General features: G+C 60.8%; 15 protein-coding genes. 7 read left to right on the forward strand and 8 right to left on the reverse strand.

Translation table 11 applies throughout. From position 1 onward, the window contains the following. Positions 1 to 35 precede the first annotated feature (35 nt). A complete protein-coding gene (locus tag ACP146_RS11760; protein ID WP_422366948.1) occupies positions 36 to 1,337 on the forward strand; it encodes an O-antigen ligase family protein in 1,302 nt (433 codons plus the stop codon). Here ACP146_RS11760 and ACP146_RS11765 read toward each other — a convergent pair. After that, positions 1,258 to 2,289: a glycosyltransferase family 2 protein gene (locus ACP146_RS11765; RefSeq protein ID WP_422366949.1), complete on the reverse strand. Its 1,032-nt coding sequence runs from the start codon at positions 2,287 to 2,289 to the stop codon at positions 1,258 to 1,260. The two genes, ACP146_RS11760 and ACP146_RS11765, sit on opposite strands and share 80 nt — an antisense overlap. Positions 2,290 to 2,667: 378 nt before the next feature. Between ACP146_RS11765 and ACP146_RS11770 the strand changes: the two genes are divergently transcribed. The 4 genes from ACP146_RS11770 to ACP146_RS11785 all read left to right on the forward strand — a co-directional run bounded on the left by ACP146_RS11770 (position 2,668) and on the right by ACP146_RS11785 (position 7,540). Further along, positions 2,668 to 4,041, forward strand: a complete 1,374-nt coding sequence (locus ACP146_RS11770) for a hypothetical protein (protein ID WP_422366950.1) — start codon at positions 2,668 to 2,670, stop codon at positions 4,039 to 4,041. A gap of 203 nt (positions 4,042 to 4,244) precedes the next feature. Continuing rightward, on the forward strand, positions 4,245 to 5,699 hold the full coding sequence (locus ACP146_RS11775; protein ID WP_422366951.1) for an oligosaccharide flippase family protein: 1,455 nt from the start codon (positions 4,245 to 4,247) through the stop codon (positions 5,697 to 5,699). A 10-nt stretch (positions 5,700 to 5,709) separates the two neighbouring features. Beyond that, positions 5,710 to 6,654, forward strand: a complete 945-nt coding sequence (locus ACP146_RS11780) for a sulfotransferase family protein (protein ID WP_422366952.1) — start codon at positions 5,710 to 5,712, stop codon at positions 6,652 to 6,654. A gap of 55 nt (positions 6,655 to 6,709) precedes the next feature. Beyond that, positions 6,710 to 7,540: a sulfotransferase gene (locus tag ACP146_RS11785; RefSeq protein ID WP_422366953.1), complete on the forward strand. Its 831-nt coding sequence runs from the start codon at positions 6,710 to 6,712 to the stop codon at positions 7,538 to 7,540. A 17-nt stretch (positions 7,541 to 7,557) separates the two neighbouring features. Here the strand turns inward: ACP146_RS11785 and ACP146_RS11790 are convergent, their stop codons facing one another. Genes ACP146_RS11790 through ACP146_RS11800 form a run of 3 tightly spaced genes read right to left on the reverse strand, consistent with a single transcriptional unit; the run spans position 7,558 to position 10,619 of the window. Next, the gene (locus tag ACP146_RS11790) at positions 7,558 to 8,493 is read right to left on the reverse strand and encodes a glycosyltransferase family 2 protein (protein WP_422366954.1); all 936 of its coding nucleotides are present in this window, start codon (positions 8,491 to 8,493) and stop codon (positions 7,558 to 7,560) included. Positions 8,494 to 8,496: 3 nt separating this feature from the next. Continuing rightward, positions 8,497 to 9,465, reverse strand: a complete 969-nt coding sequence (locus ACP146_RS11795; RefSeq protein ID WP_422366955.1) for a glycosyltransferase family 8 protein — start codon at positions 9,463 to 9,465, stop codon at positions 8,497 to 8,499. A gap of 5 nt (positions 9,466 to 9,470) precedes the next feature. Continuing rightward, the gene (locus ACP146_RS11800; protein ID WP_422366956.1) at positions 9,471 to 10,619 is read right to left on the reverse strand and encodes a glycosyltransferase; all 1,149 of its coding nucleotides are present in this window, start codon (positions 10,617 to 10,619) and stop codon (positions 9,471 to 9,473) included. 173 nt (positions 10,620 to 10,792) lie between these two features. On the opposite strand from ACP146_RS11800, the gene ACP146_RS11805 reads away from it, so the two are divergent. After that, on the forward strand, positions 10,793 to 12,208 hold the full coding sequence (locus ACP146_RS11805; RefSeq protein WP_422366957.1) for an adenylate/guanylate cyclase domain-containing protein: 1,416 nt from the start codon (positions 10,793 to 10,795) through the stop codon (positions 12,206 to 12,208). 43 nt (positions 12,209 to 12,251) lie between these two features. Here the strand turns inward: ACP146_RS11805 and ACP146_RS11810 are convergent, their stop codons facing one another. The 3 genes from ACP146_RS11810 to ACP146_RS11820 all read right to left on the reverse strand — a co-directional run bounded on the left by ACP146_RS11810 (position 12,252) and on the right by ACP146_RS11820 (position 16,646). Continuing rightward, a complete protein-coding gene (locus ACP146_RS11810) occupies positions 12,252 to 13,211 on the reverse strand; it encodes a glycosyltransferase family 2 protein (RefSeq protein WP_422366958.1) in 960 nt (319 codons plus the stop codon). A gap of 18 nt (positions 13,212 to 13,229) precedes the next feature. Then, positions 13,230 to 15,479, reverse strand: coding sequence for a GumC family protein (locus tag ACP146_RS11815; RefSeq protein WP_422366959.1), 2,250 nt, complete (start codon positions 15,477 to 15,479; stop codon positions 13,230 to 13,232). Between the two features lie 222 nt (positions 15,480 to 15,701). Beyond that, positions 15,702 to 16,646: a glycosyltransferase family 2 protein gene (locus ACP146_RS11820; RefSeq protein WP_422366960.1), complete on the reverse strand. Its 945-nt coding sequence runs from the start codon at positions 16,644 to 16,646 to the stop codon at positions 15,702 to 15,704. 104 nt (positions 16,647 to 16,750) lie between these two features. On the opposite strand from ACP146_RS11820, the gene ACP146_RS11825 reads away from it, so the two are divergent. Then, positions 16,751 to 17,533, forward strand: a complete 783-nt coding sequence (locus tag ACP146_RS11825; RefSeq protein WP_422366961.1) for a glycoside hydrolase family 16 protein — start codon at positions 16,751 to 16,753, stop codon at positions 17,531 to 17,533. Between the two features lie 26 nt (positions 17,534 to 17,559). Here the strand turns inward: ACP146_RS11825 and ACP146_RS11830 are convergent, their stop codons facing one another. Next, positions 17,560 to 18,726 (reverse strand): glycosyltransferase, encoded by a 1,167-nt coding sequence (locus tag ACP146_RS11830; protein WP_422366962.1) that lies wholly within the window; start codon positions 18,724 to 18,726, stop codon positions 17,560 to 17,562. Positions 18,727 to 18,729: the final 3 nt, after the last annotated feature.

Below are 18,729 nucleotides of genomic sequence, written 5' to 3' on the forward strand. Positions count from 1 at the left end.
TCATGGCCGGACTAACGCATCCGCAAGCGACCGCAGTGTCCGCCCCTGTCCCGGGAGAGACGGCCTGGGAGCAGTTGCTGCGCAAGCTCGAATGGGCACTGCTCTTCTTCGTGCTGCTGGTGGCGGCCTATGCATTTTCGCAGTACCGGCCGCTTGAGACCCTTTCCTGGTACGTCATCTACCTGGCAGCCCTGGGGCTCTTTGTGTTGCGCTATGGCAGTTTCCTGTCGGCTGTCTTGCTGACCGGCCCTCTGTTGCTTTGGCCCCTGTTGGCCGGCCTGTCGTACTTCTGGTCAGACAATCCGTCCCAGACTCTGCGCTCGACCATTCAACTTTCCATGACCGTGTTCATCGGCGCCTATATCGGCAGCCGGTTCTCGCTTCACGATCTTTGCAAAACGCTGTTCTGGGTCCTCCTTATCTGCGGACTTGTTTCGCTTGCCGCCCTTCTCGGCCAAGCGGCGTTTTCCTATGATCACAACGGCATCGCCCGCGGTATATTTCCGCACAAGAACGTGCTGGGCGGCCGGATGGTGCTGCTGCTGATCTGCTCGACCCTCCTCTTCGCGGTCGCCTGGCGACGTCTCATGACGCCCTTTGCGGCCATTGTGGCACTTTTCCTGATCGCCGCCAGCCAATCGGGTACGGCAATCCTGATGGCGCTGGGTCTCTGCACGGTTATGCCGGTTTTCCTGACCTGGCGCGCGCCGGCACCTCTCCGTCTCATGAGCTATCTGATCGGCATGCTGGCCGCCGCAGTCATTGTCTGGATCATCTTCGCCTACGATATCGACCCGGCCGGCGTTGCGCTTGACGCCCTGGGCAAAGAGCGCACGCTTACCGGCCGCTCCGTGCTTTGGGACTTCGCCATGGGCCTGATCGATCAGCGTCCGCTGCTGGGCACCGGCTTTGATGGTTTCTGGGACGGCAGAGACGGATCACACAGCAGCTACATTCAGCACGTCTTTGGACAGGACATCAAAAACTTCCACAACTCCTACCTCGACATTGCGGTCCAGCTGGGCCTTGTCGGACTTGGCGTGACGCTGTTTACCGGCCTGTGGTACGGCCTGCGCGCGCTGTGGGGCCTCCACCATGGTTTGGATGCCGTTGCGGCGCTGCCCGCCTTTATCTTCGTCTTCGTGACAGTCTACTCACTCAGCGAATACGCGCTGTTCCGTCAGCATTCGCTGATCCAGATCCTGCTGGGGGCCACCTTCGTGATGGCGGCACGCTTCTTGGAAGAGAGCAGCCTTTCTAGGCAGGGGTCGAACCCAGGCGTCCCTGCCACAGCCGCCGCCAGGTTTCCGCCAGAAGCTGGGTCGAGACATAGCTGAAGACATGCCAACCCTTCAGGCTCGCAAGCAGCGCCCGAAGCCAACTCCCGCTCTTGATCTCTTCTATGAAGACACGCCACTGAAGCCTTTGATCAATAGATCTTTTGTGCTCGCGAAGTGCCGGCAGAAAATCATCGCTTCGACCTGTCCCGGCGTGCTCCAAAAAGCGTTGGTCGACCGACTGCAGACGGCGAAGGTCATCAATGCTGTGTGCGGCCGTCAGTGAGTCGGACCGCAGGCGGTACCGGTACAACGGCTCCTGGCAGAGGAAGAACCTCCCCTTTGCGGCGAAGCAGTCGAGATAGAAGGCAAAGTCTTCAGCGAAACGAAGGTCTTCGTCATAGCAAAGGCTGTTCTCCTCCAAGAACTGCTGCGCGATAAGCGGCTTCAAAAACCCATAGCTCTTCCGGGGCCGCTTCGGGTCCGGCAGGTTGCCACGCAGGAAGTCCGCCGAGGTTATCGGTGCGCAGCTTGCCGCTTCGCTGAGCGGAAGCATGGCTTCGCTGTGCCCCGTTTCATCTTCGAGAAGGAGGTTGTCGGCCAACAGGTCAGCCCCGGCATCCTGAGCCATCCCGACCAGCCGGCTCAAGCGATCCGGCTCAAAGGCGTCATCGGCATCCAGCAGCGCGATCCAGACCCCACGGGCTTCAGACAGGCCGCGATTGCGCGCCGCGGCCGGGCCACCGTTCTTCGGACTGGCAATAGCGCGGATGCGCGGATCGGCCGCGGCAAGTCTTTCAGCAAGAGTCAGGGTTCCGTCCAATGAACAGTCATCGACGATGATAACTTCCCAATCTGTCAGGCTTTGCGCCACTACGGACTGAACAGCCTGAGCGAGGAAGGCTTCGGCATTGAAAGCCGGTAGGATCACGGAGACCAGAGGGCGCTGGAAAGCAGCCTCCGCCCCGCCCCCAAAGCTCGCCTCTGGCGCTGAAACTCCTCGACTGGGCATTCCTGCGGCAGCTCCTTCGAATGGCCGGGAGACCTGAGATTTCGAGCCGCATCCTACAGCCTCGAGGACGCCTCTCAACTGGAACATATTTGTGGCATGCTTGCCTTCGTGAACCGCCTCATATTATTGAGATTAAAGAGAAAGCCGAGATGGTGCAGCCTGTCTCGCCGACCGGCAAAAAACCCGGGAACAGCCGTGAAAGACGGTCGAACGGAGAGGCTGTAAAAGAACAGGTGACCATGTGAGGGACATGTCCGTCCTGACCGGGATGATGAGGGTCAGGAGGTCTTGGCGCCATCGTTCGGGTTCGCATCCCCGCACGGACCATGCCGCTTGAGACGCTTCGTTCGTGATCAGAAGACAAGCGGGAATCATTCGATGACATCTGAAAGTTCGAACAAGCTTATCGTTCTCGAGTTCAACGAACTCTGTCCGCCGCTGCTGGACAAGCTGATGGCCAAGGGCGTTCTGCCGAACTTCCAACGGCTCTATGAGCAGTCAGAGATCTATGTCTCGACGACGAGCGACGAAAGCCTTGAGCCCTGGGTTCAGTGGGTCAGCTACCACACGGCCCGGCCGCAAAGCGTGCATGGTGTTAACGAGCTCGATCAGGGGCACTGCATCACCCTGCCCCAGCTCTGGGATCATTTTGCCGAAGCCGGCAACGACACGCTTGTCTTCGGCGCCATGAACGCCGGTCCATCCCGGAACGAGCGCCTGACCATCGTGCCGGATCCCTGGTCCCGGCAGGTTGCGCCTTCCGACAAGGAGTTCGCGGTTTTTCACGACTTCGTCTCACACAACGTCGCCGAGCACACAAATCCCGATGCCCAATCCGGCGCCCGCCAGGCCCTCGCCTTCGGGCGTTTCCTGATGAGCCACGGCCTGTCGCTGGGTACGCTGGGGCGAGCTGTCGCCCAGGTGCTGCTCGAAAAGATCGGCAGGCGGGATCGCCGTTGGCACCGGGCCACCATTCTCGACCTGCTTTCCTGGGATGTTTTCAAATACACCCTGCGAAAGCGCCAACCGCAGGTCGCCTTCTTTTTTGCCAATTCGGTCGCCTTCTACCAGCACCGCTTCTGGCGCCACATGGCCGCAGAGGACTATGTCAACAGACCCGCTCCGGCAGAAATGGCCGCCTATGGCAAAGCGATTGAAACCGGCTATCGGGCTCTCGACTCGTTGGTGGGTGAAGCGCTGGACATCGTCGGTGAAAGCGGCTCGGTCGTGCTCGTTACGGCACTGAGCCAGGAAGCAAACCTGAAGTACGAGGACATCGGCGGCAAATTCGTGCATCGCCCGCGCGACTTCCAGAAGCTCTTTGCCTGGCTCGGTGCGGCAAGCGGCGCTACCGCGGAGCCGGTCATGACCCATCAAGCCTGGGCGAGCTTCAAGAGTGATGCCGATGCGGCCGCCTTCGGTGAACTGTTGGATGGTGTGACCGCGGGCGGCGCAGCGGTCTTTTCCTGGCGGCGCGACGGCGCGAGAGTCATGTTCTGGTGCGCGTTCATCAGGCCCGTCGCGGATGACATGAAGATGCAGGATCGGAGCGGGCGCAGTACCGCCTTTACCGAGTTCTTCGCACCGGTCGGCTATGTAAACAACAGCCAGCATCATCCAGAGGGGGCATTCTGGGTCAAGAGCCCTGGCCGCCCTCATCGCGTTGAGATCACCAGATTACCGCTGGAAACCGCCGCGACGCTGACCATGGGGCTGCTTGACGAACGCCCGCCGGCCCGCGATGCGGCCTAGAGTGTGCTCCTCGTGGAACATATTTGTGGCATGCTTGCATTCAGTAAGCCGCACATACTATTGATATCAAAGCGAAAAAAGCTGCCGACATAAAGTGCCACCGCCGGGCTCCGCCCGGCAGGCCAAAGCAGCGCCGCTTCGAGGAAATGCCGTGCTTGGCAGGGCCCCGTTCGCCGGACGCCCCAGCAGATTGAGGTACGCGCTTGGCAAGCATCAGGCGATCATTGGTTCTTTCCTTTGCGCAGCGCTATTCGGCTCTGGCGATTCAGTTCGCCAGTATGGTGCTGCTCGCCAGACTGCTGAGCCCGGAAGAGTTCGGTACCTTCGCGGTCGCTGCGGCCCTGGTGACCTTGGCTAACGTCCTCCAAGATTTTGGCGCCGGGAACTACTTGGTCAAAGAAACCGAGCTGACCCGCCCAAAAATCGAGACGGCGTTCAGTCTGGCACTGGTGATCGCCTGGCCTTTGGGACTCCTGTTGTTTCTTTCTGCGCCCTTTCTCGCTGAATGGTATGCGAACCCTGCCGTCAACGAGGTGCTGCGGCTACTTAGCCTGACCTTCATTCTTGTGCCCTTCAGCACCCCGGTGCTGGCGCTGATGCGGCGGGATATGCAGTTTGGCCGCCTTTACGGAGTCGGTGTGGCTTCGGCCGCAGCCACGGCCTCCGTTTCCATCAGCCTTGCGCTTCATGGGACCGGCGTTACCAGCCTGGCTTGGGGGCTCCTGGCCGGCAGTGTCGCCTCGACGGTACTCGCCCACTGCCTGAGGCCGGGATACCTGTTTCTAAAACCCGGCGTATCGCACTGGGCCGAAGTCCTTGGCTTTGGTGGCCAGTCGGCGGCGATCGCCGCTCTGAGTGAGCTCGGCAACCAGGCGCCGAGCTTGGTCGCCGGGCGCCTATTGGGTTTCGAGGCCACAGGCCTGCTTCACCGCGCGACGGCGACCATTCATATCTACCGCAAAGGCGTTCTTGACGGGCTGATGCCCGTGCTGCTTCCTGCCTTTGCCGGTAAAGTACGCAGCGGCATATCGTTGAAGCCGCTTTATCTGCGCGGCATTTCCTACCTCACGGTTGTCGGGTGGCCCTTCTCCCTGGTTCTGGCCCTTCTCGCCCACCCTCTGGTAAGGGTGCTTTTCGGCGATCAGTGGGATGCGGCAGTTCCGGTGATCCAGGTGCTCTGCCTGCTTGGCGTCGTAACCCCCTTTATCCATCTCAATCGCTCGCTCTTCATCGCGGTTGGCCGGATCGATATCAGCTTGAAGATCCAGCTTATCGTTCAGCCTCTCAAGATCGTTCTGGTCGTTGTCGCTGCGACACAAGGGCTGCTCCCTCTCGCATTTGCCCTCTGCCTGCCACCTCTTTTGAATGCCATCATCTCGCACGGTTACCTGACCAAGCTGCTCGACTACGGCATAGCGGACCTTCTGCAGGCCGGGCGCCAGAGCCTGGCTGTCACTTTGCTCGCGTCAGCTGTTCCGTTGGCGGTCATAGCCGCTTTGGGCGCTGAACCGGAAAACAGCCTGCTAGCTTTGGCTCTGGGTGGGCTCGGCGCTTTCGCCGGCTGGCTTACCGGCCTGATGGTTTTTGCCCACCCCGCCAAAACCGAAATCGGCATCGCGGTCTCCCGGGTTCTGCCCGGTTTCGTCAGGGCATCCTAGGAGTATCGCCATGACGGCAACCCAGCACACAACTTCTGCAAAGACGCCCAACCTGTTTCTGGTCGGCGCGGCCAAATGCGGCACCACGGCCATGGCGAGCTACCTGGGTCAACATCCGGATATCTTCTTCTCCAACCCCAAGGAGCCGATCTTCTTCGGCCGGGATCTCGAACACGGCTGGCGTATGCGCGATCTGGAGGCCTATCTAGATCTCTTCCGCGCCGCGCGGAGTGAACGCTACATCGGCGAAGGTACGGTCTGGTACCTCTACTCCCGCACCGCCGCCCAGGAGATCAAGGAGTTCAGCCCAAGCGCCAAGATCATCATCATGCTGCGCAACCCAGTCGATGTGATCTATTCACTGCACGGGCAATTTCTGTTCAGCGGCAACGAAAGTCATGGCGATTTTGACAAGGCCCTGCGCGCGGAGGAAAAGCGCAGACGCGGCAACGCGATTCCACGCGCCGCCCACTTTCCGGCAGGCCTGCTTTACTCCGAGGTGGTCCGCTATCGCCAGCAGATCGAGCGCTTTCAGAAGGCTTTCGGCCGAGAGAACGTGGAAATCGTCATCTATGACGACTTCGCGAAGTCTTCGCAGGAAAGCTATCAGCGGGTGCTTTCCTTTCTCGACCTTCCCACCGATCACGACCCGGAATTCGAAGTGGTCAACAGCGCCAGGGTCATTCGCAACATCGCGCTGCACCGATGGCTGATCAAGCCGCCGCTTGATCTCTGGAATCCGGAACGCTGGCTGCCGCGGGGCCGCCTCGCCCACGGGCTGCAGTGGCGCGCGCAAACCCTGCGCGGCCGCCTCTACGACATGAACCTGCAACAACGCCGCCGTCCGGCCATGCGCCAGGAAACGCGCGCCCGCCTGAACCGAAACCTCGCCCCGGAGGTAGAGTCCCTCAGCCGCTTGCTGGACCGCGATCTGACCGCCTGGGTAACGCCATAGCCGAACCAGGAAAACGCTGTCCTCGGTAACAGCCGATACGAAGGAGAGTCGCGTCATGTCCCGCAGCTACCGCATAGCCTATATCGTCGGCCTGCAACACTGCGGCTCAACGCTCCTGGACTTGCTGCTGAATGCGCATTCAGAAGCCGTCAGCGTTGGTGAACTCTTCGAACTTCATGAGTATGCGCATGAACTGAAGCCGAAAACCGAGCAGACGCGCTTTGGTTCTTCCTGTACCTGCGGGGCCGACAGTATCTGGGACTGCGCTTTCTGGCAGGCCATCAACGACCAAGTGGAGCGCCGCTCCGGGCTGACCTTGCGGGAACTCGACCTGCGGGCCCAGGACCCGGTGCGCTTTGCGGATCACAACCGCCTGTTCTTCGATTCTCTGGCCGATGTTACCGGGTCCAAGCTGATTATCGATTCCAGTAAACGATTCCACCGCCTTGCCGGACTGCTGAAGTACACCGATTTGCCGGTGACTCCGATTCATCTGCTCCGTGACCCCAAGGGCCAGATCTACTCCTTGGTGAAACGCGGTAAGGCCTCTGTCCTGAGGCCCGCCGCCTACTATCGCCAGACAACACTCAAGACCTTGAAGCTGCTACGCGATGTCGAGTCGATCCGACTGCGCTACGAGAATCTCGTGGCCGACCCAGAACCCAATCTGAATGAGGTCATGCTGTCTCTGGGGCTGGACTACCAGCGCAGTCAATTGAATTGGGCCGAGGCTGAACGCCATAACCTCGCCGGGAACCGAATGCGCCGGACCAGCAGCAGCGCCATCACGGTGAAAGATGAATGGCGCGAAAAGTTAGGACTTTCCCGCCAGGCGATGATCACGATGCTGACCTTGCCAGCGACCTATGCCACCCGCCACTACTGATCAGGCCAGAAGCTGTATCAGCCGCCCCCTGCCTGGCGGGCCGGCTTCAGGGCGCGGGCAATGCCATTGCTCCAGCGCGCCGGCATAACGAACTGGGTCAGCAATCGCAGGGCATAGCGGGTGGAGATATAGCCTTCCCGCCGGCAGCGCCAGATCCCTCTTAGAACCACACCCGGGTCGCTCCAGATGAATGCGGGCATGCGCGAGGCAAGCTGGGTCGCAAACTTCTGTCGGCTGTGAAAAGGCATCAGTTCCCCTGTGGTGGCAAGCCAGTTCAGGGACAACAGAAACTTCGGACGATAGCTCATGCGGTCCGCGCGCGCCTCGGCATGCCAACGGCTGAGCGGCTCGGGATGAAACCGGAAACGCGCGCCCTGCTGCTGCAGGCGCAAACAGAAATCGACATCCTGATGAATACGCAGATCGTCGGTGAAACGGACGGCCCGGGCGAGTGATGCCGACATCAGCAAAGAAGAGGTATGGATCAGGTTACCGCGCCAGGGAAAGAGATAGTCCCCCACGCCTTCATCAGGCGCCATGGGGCGTTCCGGCAGCAGAAGACGCTCCTCGCCACGATCCATCACCACCTGACTGTAGTAGACGCAGTCCGCCGGCCGTCCATCCGCCAAGTAGTTGGCGACCTGCCGGGTCAACTTGTCCGATGTCCAGACATCATCCGAGTCGAGAAAAGCGACAAGTTCACCCCGCGCTGCATCTATCCCCGCGTTGCGCGCTGTCGCGCCACCCCGGTTTTCCGGCAAGGTGATCCAGCGCAGCTTTTCGGGTTCAAGTGGTGGGAATGAAAGGGAGACATCGACGGTCGAGGCATCATCGACAACGATGATTTCCAGTTCCTCGTAGTCCTGAGACAAGACGCTGTCGACAGCGCGCTGCAACTCGGCCTTCCGATTGAAGTTCGGGATGATCACACTGACCAGGGGGAAATCCGTCATGCTCTAGACCTTGAGGCCGAGATAGCTTGTTTTCAAGTGGCGAAACGCTCGGCGCGTCGGATAATAGGCACCGGGCAGTTGGTCGCGAAAGGCCACCTGAGGCCAGCGCAGTGCCCGACCGACAACGCTGGCCATCGACACGTCCGCCGGTTTGTAGTCGCGGTAGGGTGTCTTCATGAGATAATGATAATAAATACCCTTGTGCGGATGTGTGTTACCGAAGTGCCAGGGCTTCGATGGCGTTGTGTAATGAATGATGGCCGGATCGTCGACCAGATGCCGGAACTCCTCATAGCGCAGCGACAGCGCTTCCGGTTCGCACCACAGCATGGAAGTCTGAAAGTTCCACTGAGGCGCCAACTCGGCGAACTCGCCCAGGAAAACTGCGTTCAAGGCATCCTGATCATGGGCATAGAGATGCGCATGATGCGCCTCAATAAAGCGGATCAGGCACGCCGTCCCGTCGGCCTCACGCCAGCGCCGCAGATTGATCAAAAGCACCCCTGCATTGAAGTAGTCAGCGTCCGGCGGCAGATCGAGATCGTCATGGCGTACAAAGAAGGGATTGGGCGCAGCCGCAATCACCTTGTCGCCGATATCGAAATCCCACAAAGGCTTGATGTCTTCCTGAACGACGAGATCGCAGTCGAGATAGAGAACCCGCTCCTCGCTCTCCGCCAGGATTTCCGGAATGAAGATCCGCAGATAGGATGCGTGGGAAATGTGGCCGTCTGTGCGGAAATGGCTGTAACGACTGATATCGAAGTCTTTAAAACGCAGCCGCACATTGGCGAAGCCGTCGACCACACTGCGCAGGCGGGCTTTGTCCTGCACCGTCATATTCAGGGTCACGACAAGGATGTCGAAAGTGTTGCCGCGGTTGTTTTCGAGCAGGGAAACCAGGGTGACGGCAAGGTGCTGGCTATAGCTGCCGTCGACCCCGAAAATAAGCTTGATCGGAGATACCGCCATCCCAGTCAGTCCCCGCTGCCGCGCAAGGCTGCGGACGGTTGCGTATAGGCGAATTCCCCGTCCTCGTTCATCTCCCGCAGTTTGCCGGCGTGGCCGCCGCCAATGAAGGTGTTCAAAGTCATGATGAGGTTCTCAATCTGGCGCTTCGGATCGATTTCAGGCCGCCTTGCATAAACCAGGGCGGCCGCCGAGGCTTCGTCATAAGCACCGTCGTCGCTCCAGAAGCTGCGTACCGCCTCCGCCCAGGTCTCGGCGGGCGCATCATGCGCCAGAACAAGCCCGCCCGGCCCCACCGCTTCCGGCAGTCCCCCGCGGTTGCTGGCAATCGCGGGAATGCCGCTGAAGTGCGCCTCCGTCGCCACGCGGCCCCAAGCCTCCTCCCACTGGCTGGGAATCAGCAGGCAACGCGTCGCGGCATAGATCTCCCGCATGTCGTGGGTCCGGTCCTGCAGACGAACGTTGGGATGGGCGGCCACCCGCTGTTCCAGATCCCGGCGCTCCTGTCCATTCATCGGCCAGCCTTCGACAAAACAGAACGGGATCTCGGGGCAAAGCCGGGCGATGGCAAATGCCAGATCCGCACCCTTGACGGCATGGGGATTGATGAAGGTCACCTGCCGCGGCTGAACCGCTGTCGTGTAGCGCGCCGCCCGGAACAGTGGCCGGATGACCGTCGGGCTCAGGCCGAAGGCCGCCTGAAAACGCTGCGCAACGAAGCGGGAATTGGCCAGGTAGCCGAGGGCCGGAAAGTCCGCCGGGTCGCCGCCCAGTTCATGGAATTCAACGTCCCGCAGGTAGACCATGGTAGGCAGCCCCGCTTCGACGAACCCTCTGGCCATACGCAGCGGTTCGCCCGACTGCACCAAGGCCACGTCCGGGCGCGACCGCCTCAACAGGCGGTCAACGTGAAGATGGGGAAACCAGGCCCGGGAAACCTGATAGCCCGGCATCCGGTCGGACAAAAGCGGACGGCGCATCAGCTTCATGACGACTCGATTGCGCAAGGCCAGCCATCCGTTGCCCTGAAGCTGCGCCAGAACGCTGCAGTCATGCCCCGCTTCCTGAAGCGCGAGGATGAGCTCGTGGCTACTCGATTCCGATCCGCCCACACGCTGCGGCAAGTAGCCATGCCCGGTCGCGAAAAGAATCTTCATGGGCCGACGTCCCGCAGCAAGGCATATCTGCTTATCCACTGGCATTCTTGCCACAATCTGCCCAAAATTCGGGCGCAGTCTCGGCAAGCTGGCGCGAGGAGAGATCCGGCGGCTGCCGCAGGTGCACTAGCGACTTGAGACATCATCGAACCAAGCATCTTTGAGGGAAGAGCATGAGCGTCACGTCGATGGTTTGGGATGAAACCACCCAGGAACGCATTCGGCAGGCAATGCGCGGCGAAGAGGATGCGGGCCTTGCCTTCGCCCTCGGCGCGCGCACCCTTGCGCTCCTGGTCGTCGGCACCTGGCTTGCCATCGAGTTGCCGATGCCCAGAGTCGGGTATTATCTCGGACTGATCGGGTTGTTTTTCGTCCTCGGCGCGGCGCATTATATGACCCGGCGCAGGAGCGACAATCCAACAGCCTGGACCGCGCTCTTTATCGCCATCGATTCCTCCCTGCTGGCGATCGCGCTGATCTTTCCCAATCCCTTGGCCGAGTCCAACGCTTGGCCGATCCAGGGCAATCTGCGCATTCATAACGACCTCTACCTCTATATCTGGCTGGCGCTGGCGGCCATCAGCTATTCGCCCTTCCTGGTGGTCTGGACGGGCATCACCACCATGGCGGCCTGGAGCCTGGCGACCTGGTGGGTCACCACGCTGCCCAACACCATCACCGAATTGAACCAGCACCTGGCGACGCCGGCCGATCCGACCTGGACGGACGAGACTTTCGGGATGTTCTTCGACCCCTACTTCGTCAGCCTGACGGCTTGGCAAAATCAGGTTGTTCTCTACCTCATTGCCACGGCTCTGGTGGCCGCCGCCGTGTGGCGGTCGCGCAATCTTCTGGTGCGCCAAGCACGGACCGAGCGAGCCCGAGGCAACCTTGCCCGCTTTTTCTCCCCGAACATGGTGGAACAGCTTGCCGAGAGTGACGACGCTCTTTCGGAGGTCAGGTCCCAGGAGGTCGCGGTACTGTTCATCGATCTCGTCGGCTTCACCCGCTATTCCGAAAGCCTGGCGCCGACCGAAGTGATCGAGCTGCTGCGTAGTTTTCACCAACGCAGCGCCAAGGTGATTTTCGAGCACGGCGGGACGATCGACAAGTACATGGGCGACGGCATCATGGCGACCTTCGGAACCCCGGAACCCGGCGCCAAAGACGCCCTCTCGGCTCTCCATTGCGCTCTCGCCCTCAGCGATACACTGGCGGCCTGGAACCGTGAACGTCAAGCGACGGGGGACGCACCGATCCAGACGGGCATTGGCTTGCACTTCGGCGCCGCCGTCGTCGGGGCGGTCGGCGATCCCCGCTGCCTGGAGTTCACGGTTGTCGGCGATACAGTGAATGTCGCCAGCCGGCTGGAGCGGCTGACCCGGCAGCGCAACCACCCGATCATTGTCAGCGGCGACACGATCGGGGTGGCGCAGGCTCAGGCCGAAACCGACGGCGAAAAAGCGTTGCTGGATCGTTTCGAACAGATCGAAGATGCTGAACTGCGCGGACGCAGTGCGCGTCTTCCCGTATGGTCCGCAAAACATCAGGCAGATTCGTTGATCACCCCGGTGACGGCGGAGACTTAGCTTCCGGTTGCAGCGTTCGGCAGCGGTTTGCGCCTCGTAGAAATCAGACAAGGCGCCGCTCTCCGGACAGGCGCTTACGCAGGCTTTCCAAGCCATAAAAAGCGAGATAGGGCGTGAGGTTCGGGTTGCGGGCAAAAATGGAGCCCGCATCCCAGACACGGCGGCGTTTGACGGCCTCCTGAAATTCCATCAGCCGGATGTTCAGATCGACAGACCACTGGCGCTTGTTCAAAGCGGCGCGAAGATCGGCGCCACCCTGCGGTGAGGCGCGCAGCAGGTCCAGGCGGTTGGCGGTACTCAACTGATCCAGGTCTTCCAGGGTGAGCCCACGGGACAGCGAACCCGGGCGTTGGGCGTAGAAGTAGCCCGCTTCCGGTACCACCAGAAAACGCCCTCCGCAGAGCAAGGCGTCGAGAAGAAAATGATAATCCTCGGCAATTCGCAGGGCTTCGTTTTGCTGCAACCGGTGTTGCTCGACAAAGCGGCGGCGAAACAAGGGCTTCAAGTACCCAAGTTTGAAACCGCGGTAGAGGAAAAGATTGCCTCTGACGAAGCGCGCCGCAGAGACGGGCCCGGCAAAAATCGAGTCTTCTGCCTTCAAGGCTGTTCCGGTTGCCGCTCCGCCCGGCATGGAGACAAAACGAAGGTTGTCGGCAATGATATGCGCTTCATCCTTCTCCGCACGGGCAACGAGGGACCGCAGACGGTCGGGCGCAAAGGTGTCGTCGGCATCAAGCAGCGCCAGCCACTTGCCCTTTGCTGACCGGAATCCGAGGTTCCTGGCCGCCGCGGCACCGCCGTTTCGATCCCGCTGCAGCAACTTTACTCGGCTGTCGTTCCGCAGGTAGCTTGCCGCGACATCGAGGGTACCGTCTTTGGAGTGGTCATCGATGACAAGAATCTCAAAGTCAGTCAGGCTTTGCACCAGAAGCGAATCGAGTGCATTGGCCAGGGTCTCTTCCGCATTGAAGGCTGGTAGGACTATGGAAACGCGGGGCGTCATGCTGCTGCCGCCTTGTGGCTAATAGTACTTGCGAAAGCTGCGGTCGGCATAGCCGACCGTATAGGGGTTCAGCTTGGCGCTGCGCGTGATCTTGGCCTGGGTCATCACCGTACCGGCGATGTGTGCCCGCCCCTTGCGGAGCCGGTCTATCGAGGCTTGCACGAAGTTCTTCGGCGTTTTGTACCAGCGCACGATCATCACGACCTGGTCGGCCAGTTCTGCCAGGGTCGCTGCATCGGAGACGGCCAGCACCGGCGGTGCGTCGATGCAGACCAGGTCGTATTGCTCCGCCGCGGCCCGTACGAACTTGGAAAGTTTGGGGGATCGCAGAACCATGAGGGGGTCCTCCACCCGGGTGCCCGGTGCGATCACGGACAGCGACGAGCCTTCGTCCATCTGTACCGCCTGCTCCAACGGACAGTCCGCCAGAACGAAATCAGAGAGACCGAGGCGGGGTTCCTGCTCAGAAGCGCGAAGGTCGCAGTCGATCAACAACACGTTCATGCCGGCACGCGCGAGCGAATGGCAGAGCGAACGCGAGAAGACGGACTTGCCTTCATTGGGCACCGAAGACGTCGCCAAAAGGACATTGCCCAGGTTCAGCGCCCTTCGGTCGACCCTGAGCGCCGCGAAAACGCTCTTGTGCGCTTCCGCGAAGGCCGAGTTGGGCTCCTCCCCCAGGAAGCGGTCGAGCCCGAACCCGGTCAGGTTACGCGCCGCAACCTTTGGGATAACCGCCAGAACCGGCAGCCCCAGCGTCGATTGCAGCTCCTCGGGGCCGCGATAGCCGCGTACCGAGAGTTCCAGCAACAATATGATCAAAGCACCCAGCCCGCTGCCGGCCACCAGGGCCATGGCATAGTTCAGCCTCGTCTTCGGGAAAGACGGACTGGTCGGAATACTGGCAAGCGCCAGGATTCGCGACTGGGCCTGTTCAAAATCGATCTGCTCCGTCTGCTTGTACCGGTTGAGGAAAGAGGCAAAAACTTCCCGGGTCGCTTCGGCTTCCCGGTCCAGCGCCCGCAGTTCGATCTGCGCGGCGTTCAAGGTGTCGGAGTCCTGTTGAAGCGCATCGAGCGACGCCTGAATCGAACTGACCCGTTGTTGAGCGATATCCTTTTCGTTCTGCAGACTTGCCAACAGGCTTTGAGCCTCTTCCAGCATCTGCTGGCGCCGTTTGTCGAGTTCGGAGCGCACGGCGACGACCGAAGGATGCCGGTCGCCCAGGGTTGTCAGCAGCTGGGACTCCTGCTGGCGGAGGCGCATTTCCTCGAGTCTGAGGGAGTCGATCACCGTCGACTGGACCCCCTCGAAGGCTGCGGTCTGGCCCCGGCTGCGCATGGCGGCCTGCACCCGGGCCAGACGCTCATTCACCGTGTCCAGCTCCAGCTTTGCGTCGAGGTGCTTTCGACTGAGGGCAAAGGTCTGTTCGGCCAGCAATTCACCATCCCGCTCGGAAATGATCGTCGTGGAGGCGCGAAACTCTTCCACCGCCCTCTCCGCCGCCTCGACGTCTGCCCGCAAATCGGCGATGCGGCCGCTCAAAAAAGTATTGGCGCCGGCCAGGGCATCGGTCTTTAGACGGACCTGGTCGCGGATGTATTCCTGTGCCACCGCATTGACGACCTGCTGCGAAAGAAGCGGATCTTCGGTCGTATAGGAAACGGCAATTACCCGCGAAGAGCCCTGAATGCCAACGTCCAGATTCCGCAAGAAGCGGTTTACGATCCTAGTCTGTCCCCGGCTCTGCTGTGCCTCTTCGCCGTTCAGGTCCCAGGTGCCCGGCGTTTCCGCCAGTTCAACGCTTCTTTCCTCTGCCGGCTCGTCTTTCAGCAAGGCAATGACCGGTCTGAAGACACCCTTGATGGCCGACCTCAACTCACGCGCCAGACTCCGTTCGCGTGGTGCAAGGGAAGGATTGAACTCGACGAGCGCTGCAAGCCCGAGGCCATCAACGACCTGGCGCGCCAGGGTCGGTGACTGGATGATCTGTACCTCACTCTGCATGGTCTCCAAGCTGACCGGCAGGCTGGAGACCACCGACTCGATCTCGATCACGTTCTTCTGACGCGGCTCGACGATAATCGTCGCCGAAGCCGTGTAGCGCGGTGTGATGACCCCGTTCGCGACGATGGCAATGCAGAACGCAATAGCCAGCGTCGCGATAACGATCGCCTTGCGTCTCCAGAAAATAGCGAAGAGCTGGGGAATGGACAGGCTCATAAGGTCGCCCCCCGGCCGCCCCGGCAGATGTCGGAAGGTCGTCATTGGTTCTTCCTGCCTTGTGTCCTGCATGGCCCGTACCCGACATCACGCGCGCAATTGCCCGCTTCCGCCCCTGCTGGAAGCGCATCATGGGATTCTCCACCACCCGGCGGCACCCATGATTTTGAGAACTTTATCAGAGACATGGAGTAGATCTTTCGCTTTGCGGGCGATGTTCGACAAAAGTCACAGAGCCCGGCATCTGTTCGCTCTGATGGATGGCTTTCATGTGCCGTGCACTTCTTGATATTCGCGATAGTCGCGGCCCAGGGTGCTGGCCAGGATGCCAAAACCGCGGCAAAGGGTGTAAAGCGGGCGAACCATGCGCTCTCGGCGGCCGAAGCCGAGCACCAGCAGATTGGCCAGAAAAAGGCTGCTGCCCGCCCCGACTCGCAGCAGGCCGCGCAGAAGATTGCCAGTTCTCAGCCGCAGCGAACCTTCGTCGCCTCTTATGAAAAGCGCCGCCTCGATGTTGCCGGTGCGGTACCAGCGTTTCATCAACCACCCCAGGCTGGCGCGGCTGCGCGGCACCGTTTCAAAGACCACCGCGTCAGCGGCATAGACAATGCGTTCTCCGGCGTCCAGAAGGCCGCGAAACAGCATCGTGTCCTCGCCACCGGTCAGCGCGTAGCGATGATCAAAGACGAGGTCGTGCTGCCGCAGCACCTTAAGATCGATCAGAACATTGGCGGTGTGGGCATCATCAAGTGAGGCACCATCCTCAAAGCTATGGCTTTCAAAGAACCGGCCGGAGACGATCCAGTCAGGTGTCCCGGCAGGAAAGACCGGCTGCACCGCACCCAGAACAGCGGCGGCCCCACTCTCGTGCCAGCGGCGCAGCAACGCTTCCAGCCACCTGCTGTCCGGATACTCGTCATCGTCGATGAAGACGACGGCATCCGATACCATGGCGCCGGCTTTTGCCAGGGCGGCATTACGGGCAAAGGTGATGCCGCGCCGCTTCTCATTCAGGTAGTGAAGCGGCCAGGGATAGTTCTCGGCGAAATGCTGAACGATCTCTGCCGCATCACCGCCTGAAGTGTTGTCGACAATGACCACGGCCACGTCGACAGCGCCGCAGTCTTCCAGCCGAAGCTCCGCCACCGCCTTGAGGAGCTGGCGCAGACCTTCGGGCCTTTGATAAGTCGCCGCGCAGAGCGTTACACGCATGACACAGCAGTCCCTGTTTCGGCCCGATAAGCTGTCAGCCGAGGTTTCCCGGCAACGGCATAAAGCTGACGATGTTTGATCAGATGATCTCGACGAAATCCGGATTGATTGACAGGCGCCGCATTCTCGGTGTCACGCTGCTGACGTTTTGCGCAGGCGCCCTTCTCGTTACCACGGCGCTTGCCGCGCGCAAGCAGGCGCCCACCGCCTTTCTTGATAACCTTGTGAGCCATGAAAAGGTTCTTTGGCGCAAATCGCACAACTGGGCCAACGATTGGGCCAAGAACAACACCGGATGGCGCAAGGAGAACGTCCGATTTTCCGACGGTGTCCTGCACCTTGACCTGACCCGGCGGCCTGTTGCCGGAAGGCCCTTCGCCGGCGGCGAGTACCAGTCCCGCGCTTTTTTCCACTACGGCCGCTACGAGGCGCGAATCAAGTCGGTTGCGCGCGAAGGCCTCGTTACCAGTTTCTTCACCTACACCGGCCCGACCTTCAATGGCGATCCGCATCACGAGATTGATTTCGAATTCCTCGGCAGGTCGCCCCGTCAGGTTCAGTTGAATTACTACACGGACGGCGTCGGCAACCATGAAACCCATATCGATCTGGGTTTCGACGCCTCCGAGGATTTTCACACCTACGCCTTTGAATGGCGCCCGGACTCGATCCGCTGGTTTGTCGACGGCAAGCTGGTTCACGAAGAAAAGGGTGAACGCGGCCCCCTGCCCTCGCGCCCCGGAAAGATCTACTTGAACCTCTGGGCCGGACAGGGACTGACGGGCTGGCTCGGCGACTTCGTCTATCCGGGTCAACCTTTGACGGCGGAGTTTGCCTGCGTATCGTTTCGCAGCCTGGACAGCGACGAACCTGGCTGCGACGGCTGAACAGGGCTGTCCCTCGAAGTCGTCCATCATCCGGTCTTTCGGCTGCTCTGTGGCAGCTCCCAGGTCTGGAACCTCTCGCCCCAGACAGATTTCACCAAACCGACACCTGTTGCCGCCATCGCCCTCAGGATCTCCAGGACTTTTGCCGCCGGACCCAAAGGCAAGCGGCGTGCGGCCCAGTAGGCGCAAGCGAGGGCCGGTGGCAGCAGCAAGGCCCCGACTGCAAGCCCCATCGTCCAAAGCGCCGCCATGGCCGCACCGATGCCCAGCACCACGAAATAGATGCCGAACCAACGCACCAGCTTGTGGGAGGAATATTTGAAGAGGTTCAGTGGAGAGAGCCGGCGAAGCCGCGGCCAGAGCAGGCGATGACAGTTGAAAGCCTGGCAGGCAATCCGAACCTTGCGCCGGAATTCATCCGCGCTGTCGGTCGCCGAGCGCTCCCATGCCAGCACCTCGGGCACCCGAACAACACGATAGCCGTCGCAGAGAATGGAAAGGGAGACGAACATGTCGTCGATGATGTCCGGCGGCACCACCGGATAGAGACTGCGCCGTACCGCAAAGAGCGATCCGTCGGCTCCCATCGTCGATCCGCTCCGGCTCTCAAGGGCCTTGATCTTCTCCTCGATACGCCAGTAGAGCGCGCCCGTCGCCGCCGTCGCGCTTTCATTCGAGTTGGTATAGACAAGCCGACCGCAGACGCAGCCAACCATGGGGTCCCGGAAAGCTTTGCGCACTGCGGCCAGGGCTTCCGGCTCGACCATGACGTTGGCATCGGTGAAGAGAATGAAATCGCCCGTGGCTGCCTGAACAAGGGTATTCATGCCATGGCTTTTCCCCAGGCGTTGTTCAGAAGCAAAAACCCGGATCCAACTCTCTTCAGCTTTGAGCAACGCCGCGGTCTCATCGGCACTACCGTCGGAATAGGCGAGAATCTCAAGATCGGGGTCGGCCCCGCGCAGGCGCCTGAGGTTCTCGATCTTCTCGGGTAACGTGATCGCTTCGTTATAGGCGCAGAAGGCCAGCGACAGCTTGGATGACACCTGATCCGGGGCGATAGGGCGATCGTCCTTCAGCGGCCGTCTTGGCGCCAAAGTCAGCAAAATTGGGTAAATCACATAGGGATAGATCACCGCCAGAACCGAGAGTCCGAGCAGGATCAGAGCGAAGACCGGCAGCCCAGCTTCCATCCC

The organism is Pelagibius sp. (assembly GCF_965249265.1).
Taxonomy (GTDB): domain Bacteria; phylum Pseudomonadota; class Alphaproteobacteria; order Kiloniellales; family Kiloniellaceae; genus Pelagibius.

What these genes read in the sequence shown, in the direction of transcription:
- ACP146_RS11780 (WP_422366952.1), top strand. Translation starts at nt 5,710, where the DNA reads ATGACGGCAACCCAGCACACAACTTCTGCAAAGACGCCCAACCTGTTT.
- ACP146_RS11820 (WP_422366960.1), bottom strand. Translation starts at nt 16,646, where the DNA reads ATGCGTGTAACGCTCTGCGCGGCGACTTATCAAAGGCCCGAAGGTCTG.
- ACP146_RS11805 (WP_422366957.1), top strand. Translation starts at nt 10,793, where the DNA reads ATGAGCGTCACGTCGATGGTTTGGGATGAAACCACCCAGGAACGCATT.
- ACP146_RS11800 (WP_422366956.1), bottom strand. Translation starts at nt 10,619, where the DNA reads ATGAAGATTCTTTTCGCGACCGGGCATGGCTACTTGCCGCAGCGTGTG.
- ACP146_RS11765 (WP_422366949.1), bottom strand. Translation starts at nt 2,289, where the DNA reads ATGCCCAGTCGAGGAGTTTCAGCGCCAGAGGCGAGCTTTGGGGGCGGG.
- ACP146_RS11795 (WP_422366955.1), bottom strand. Translation starts at nt 9,465, where the DNA reads ATGGCGGTATCTCCGATCAAGCTTATTTTCGGGGTCGACGGCAGCTAT.
- ACP146_RS11810 (WP_422366958.1), bottom strand. Translation starts at nt 13,211, where the DNA reads ATGACGCCCCGCGTTTCCATAGTCCTACCAGCCTTCAATGCGGAAGAG.
- ACP146_RS11830 (WP_422366962.1), bottom strand. Translation starts at nt 18,726, where the DNA reads ATGGAAGCTGGGCTGCCGGTCTTCGCTCTGATCCTGCTCGGACTCTCG.
- ACP146_RS11790 (WP_422366954.1), bottom strand. Translation starts at nt 8,493, where the DNA reads ATGACGGATTTCCCCCTGGTCAGTGTGATCATCCCGAACTTCAATCGG.
- ACP146_RS11815 (WP_422366959.1), bottom strand. Translation starts at nt 15,479, where the DNA reads ATGACGACCTTCCGACATCTGCCGGGGCGGCCGGGGGGCGACCTTATG.
- ACP146_RS11770 (WP_422366950.1), top strand. Translation starts at nt 2,668, where the DNA reads ATGACATCTGAAAGTTCGAACAAGCTTATCGTTCTCGAGTTCAACGAA.
- ACP146_RS11785 (WP_422366953.1), top strand. Translation starts at nt 6,710, where the DNA reads ATGTCCCGCAGCTACCGCATAGCCTATATCGTCGGCCTGCAACACTGC.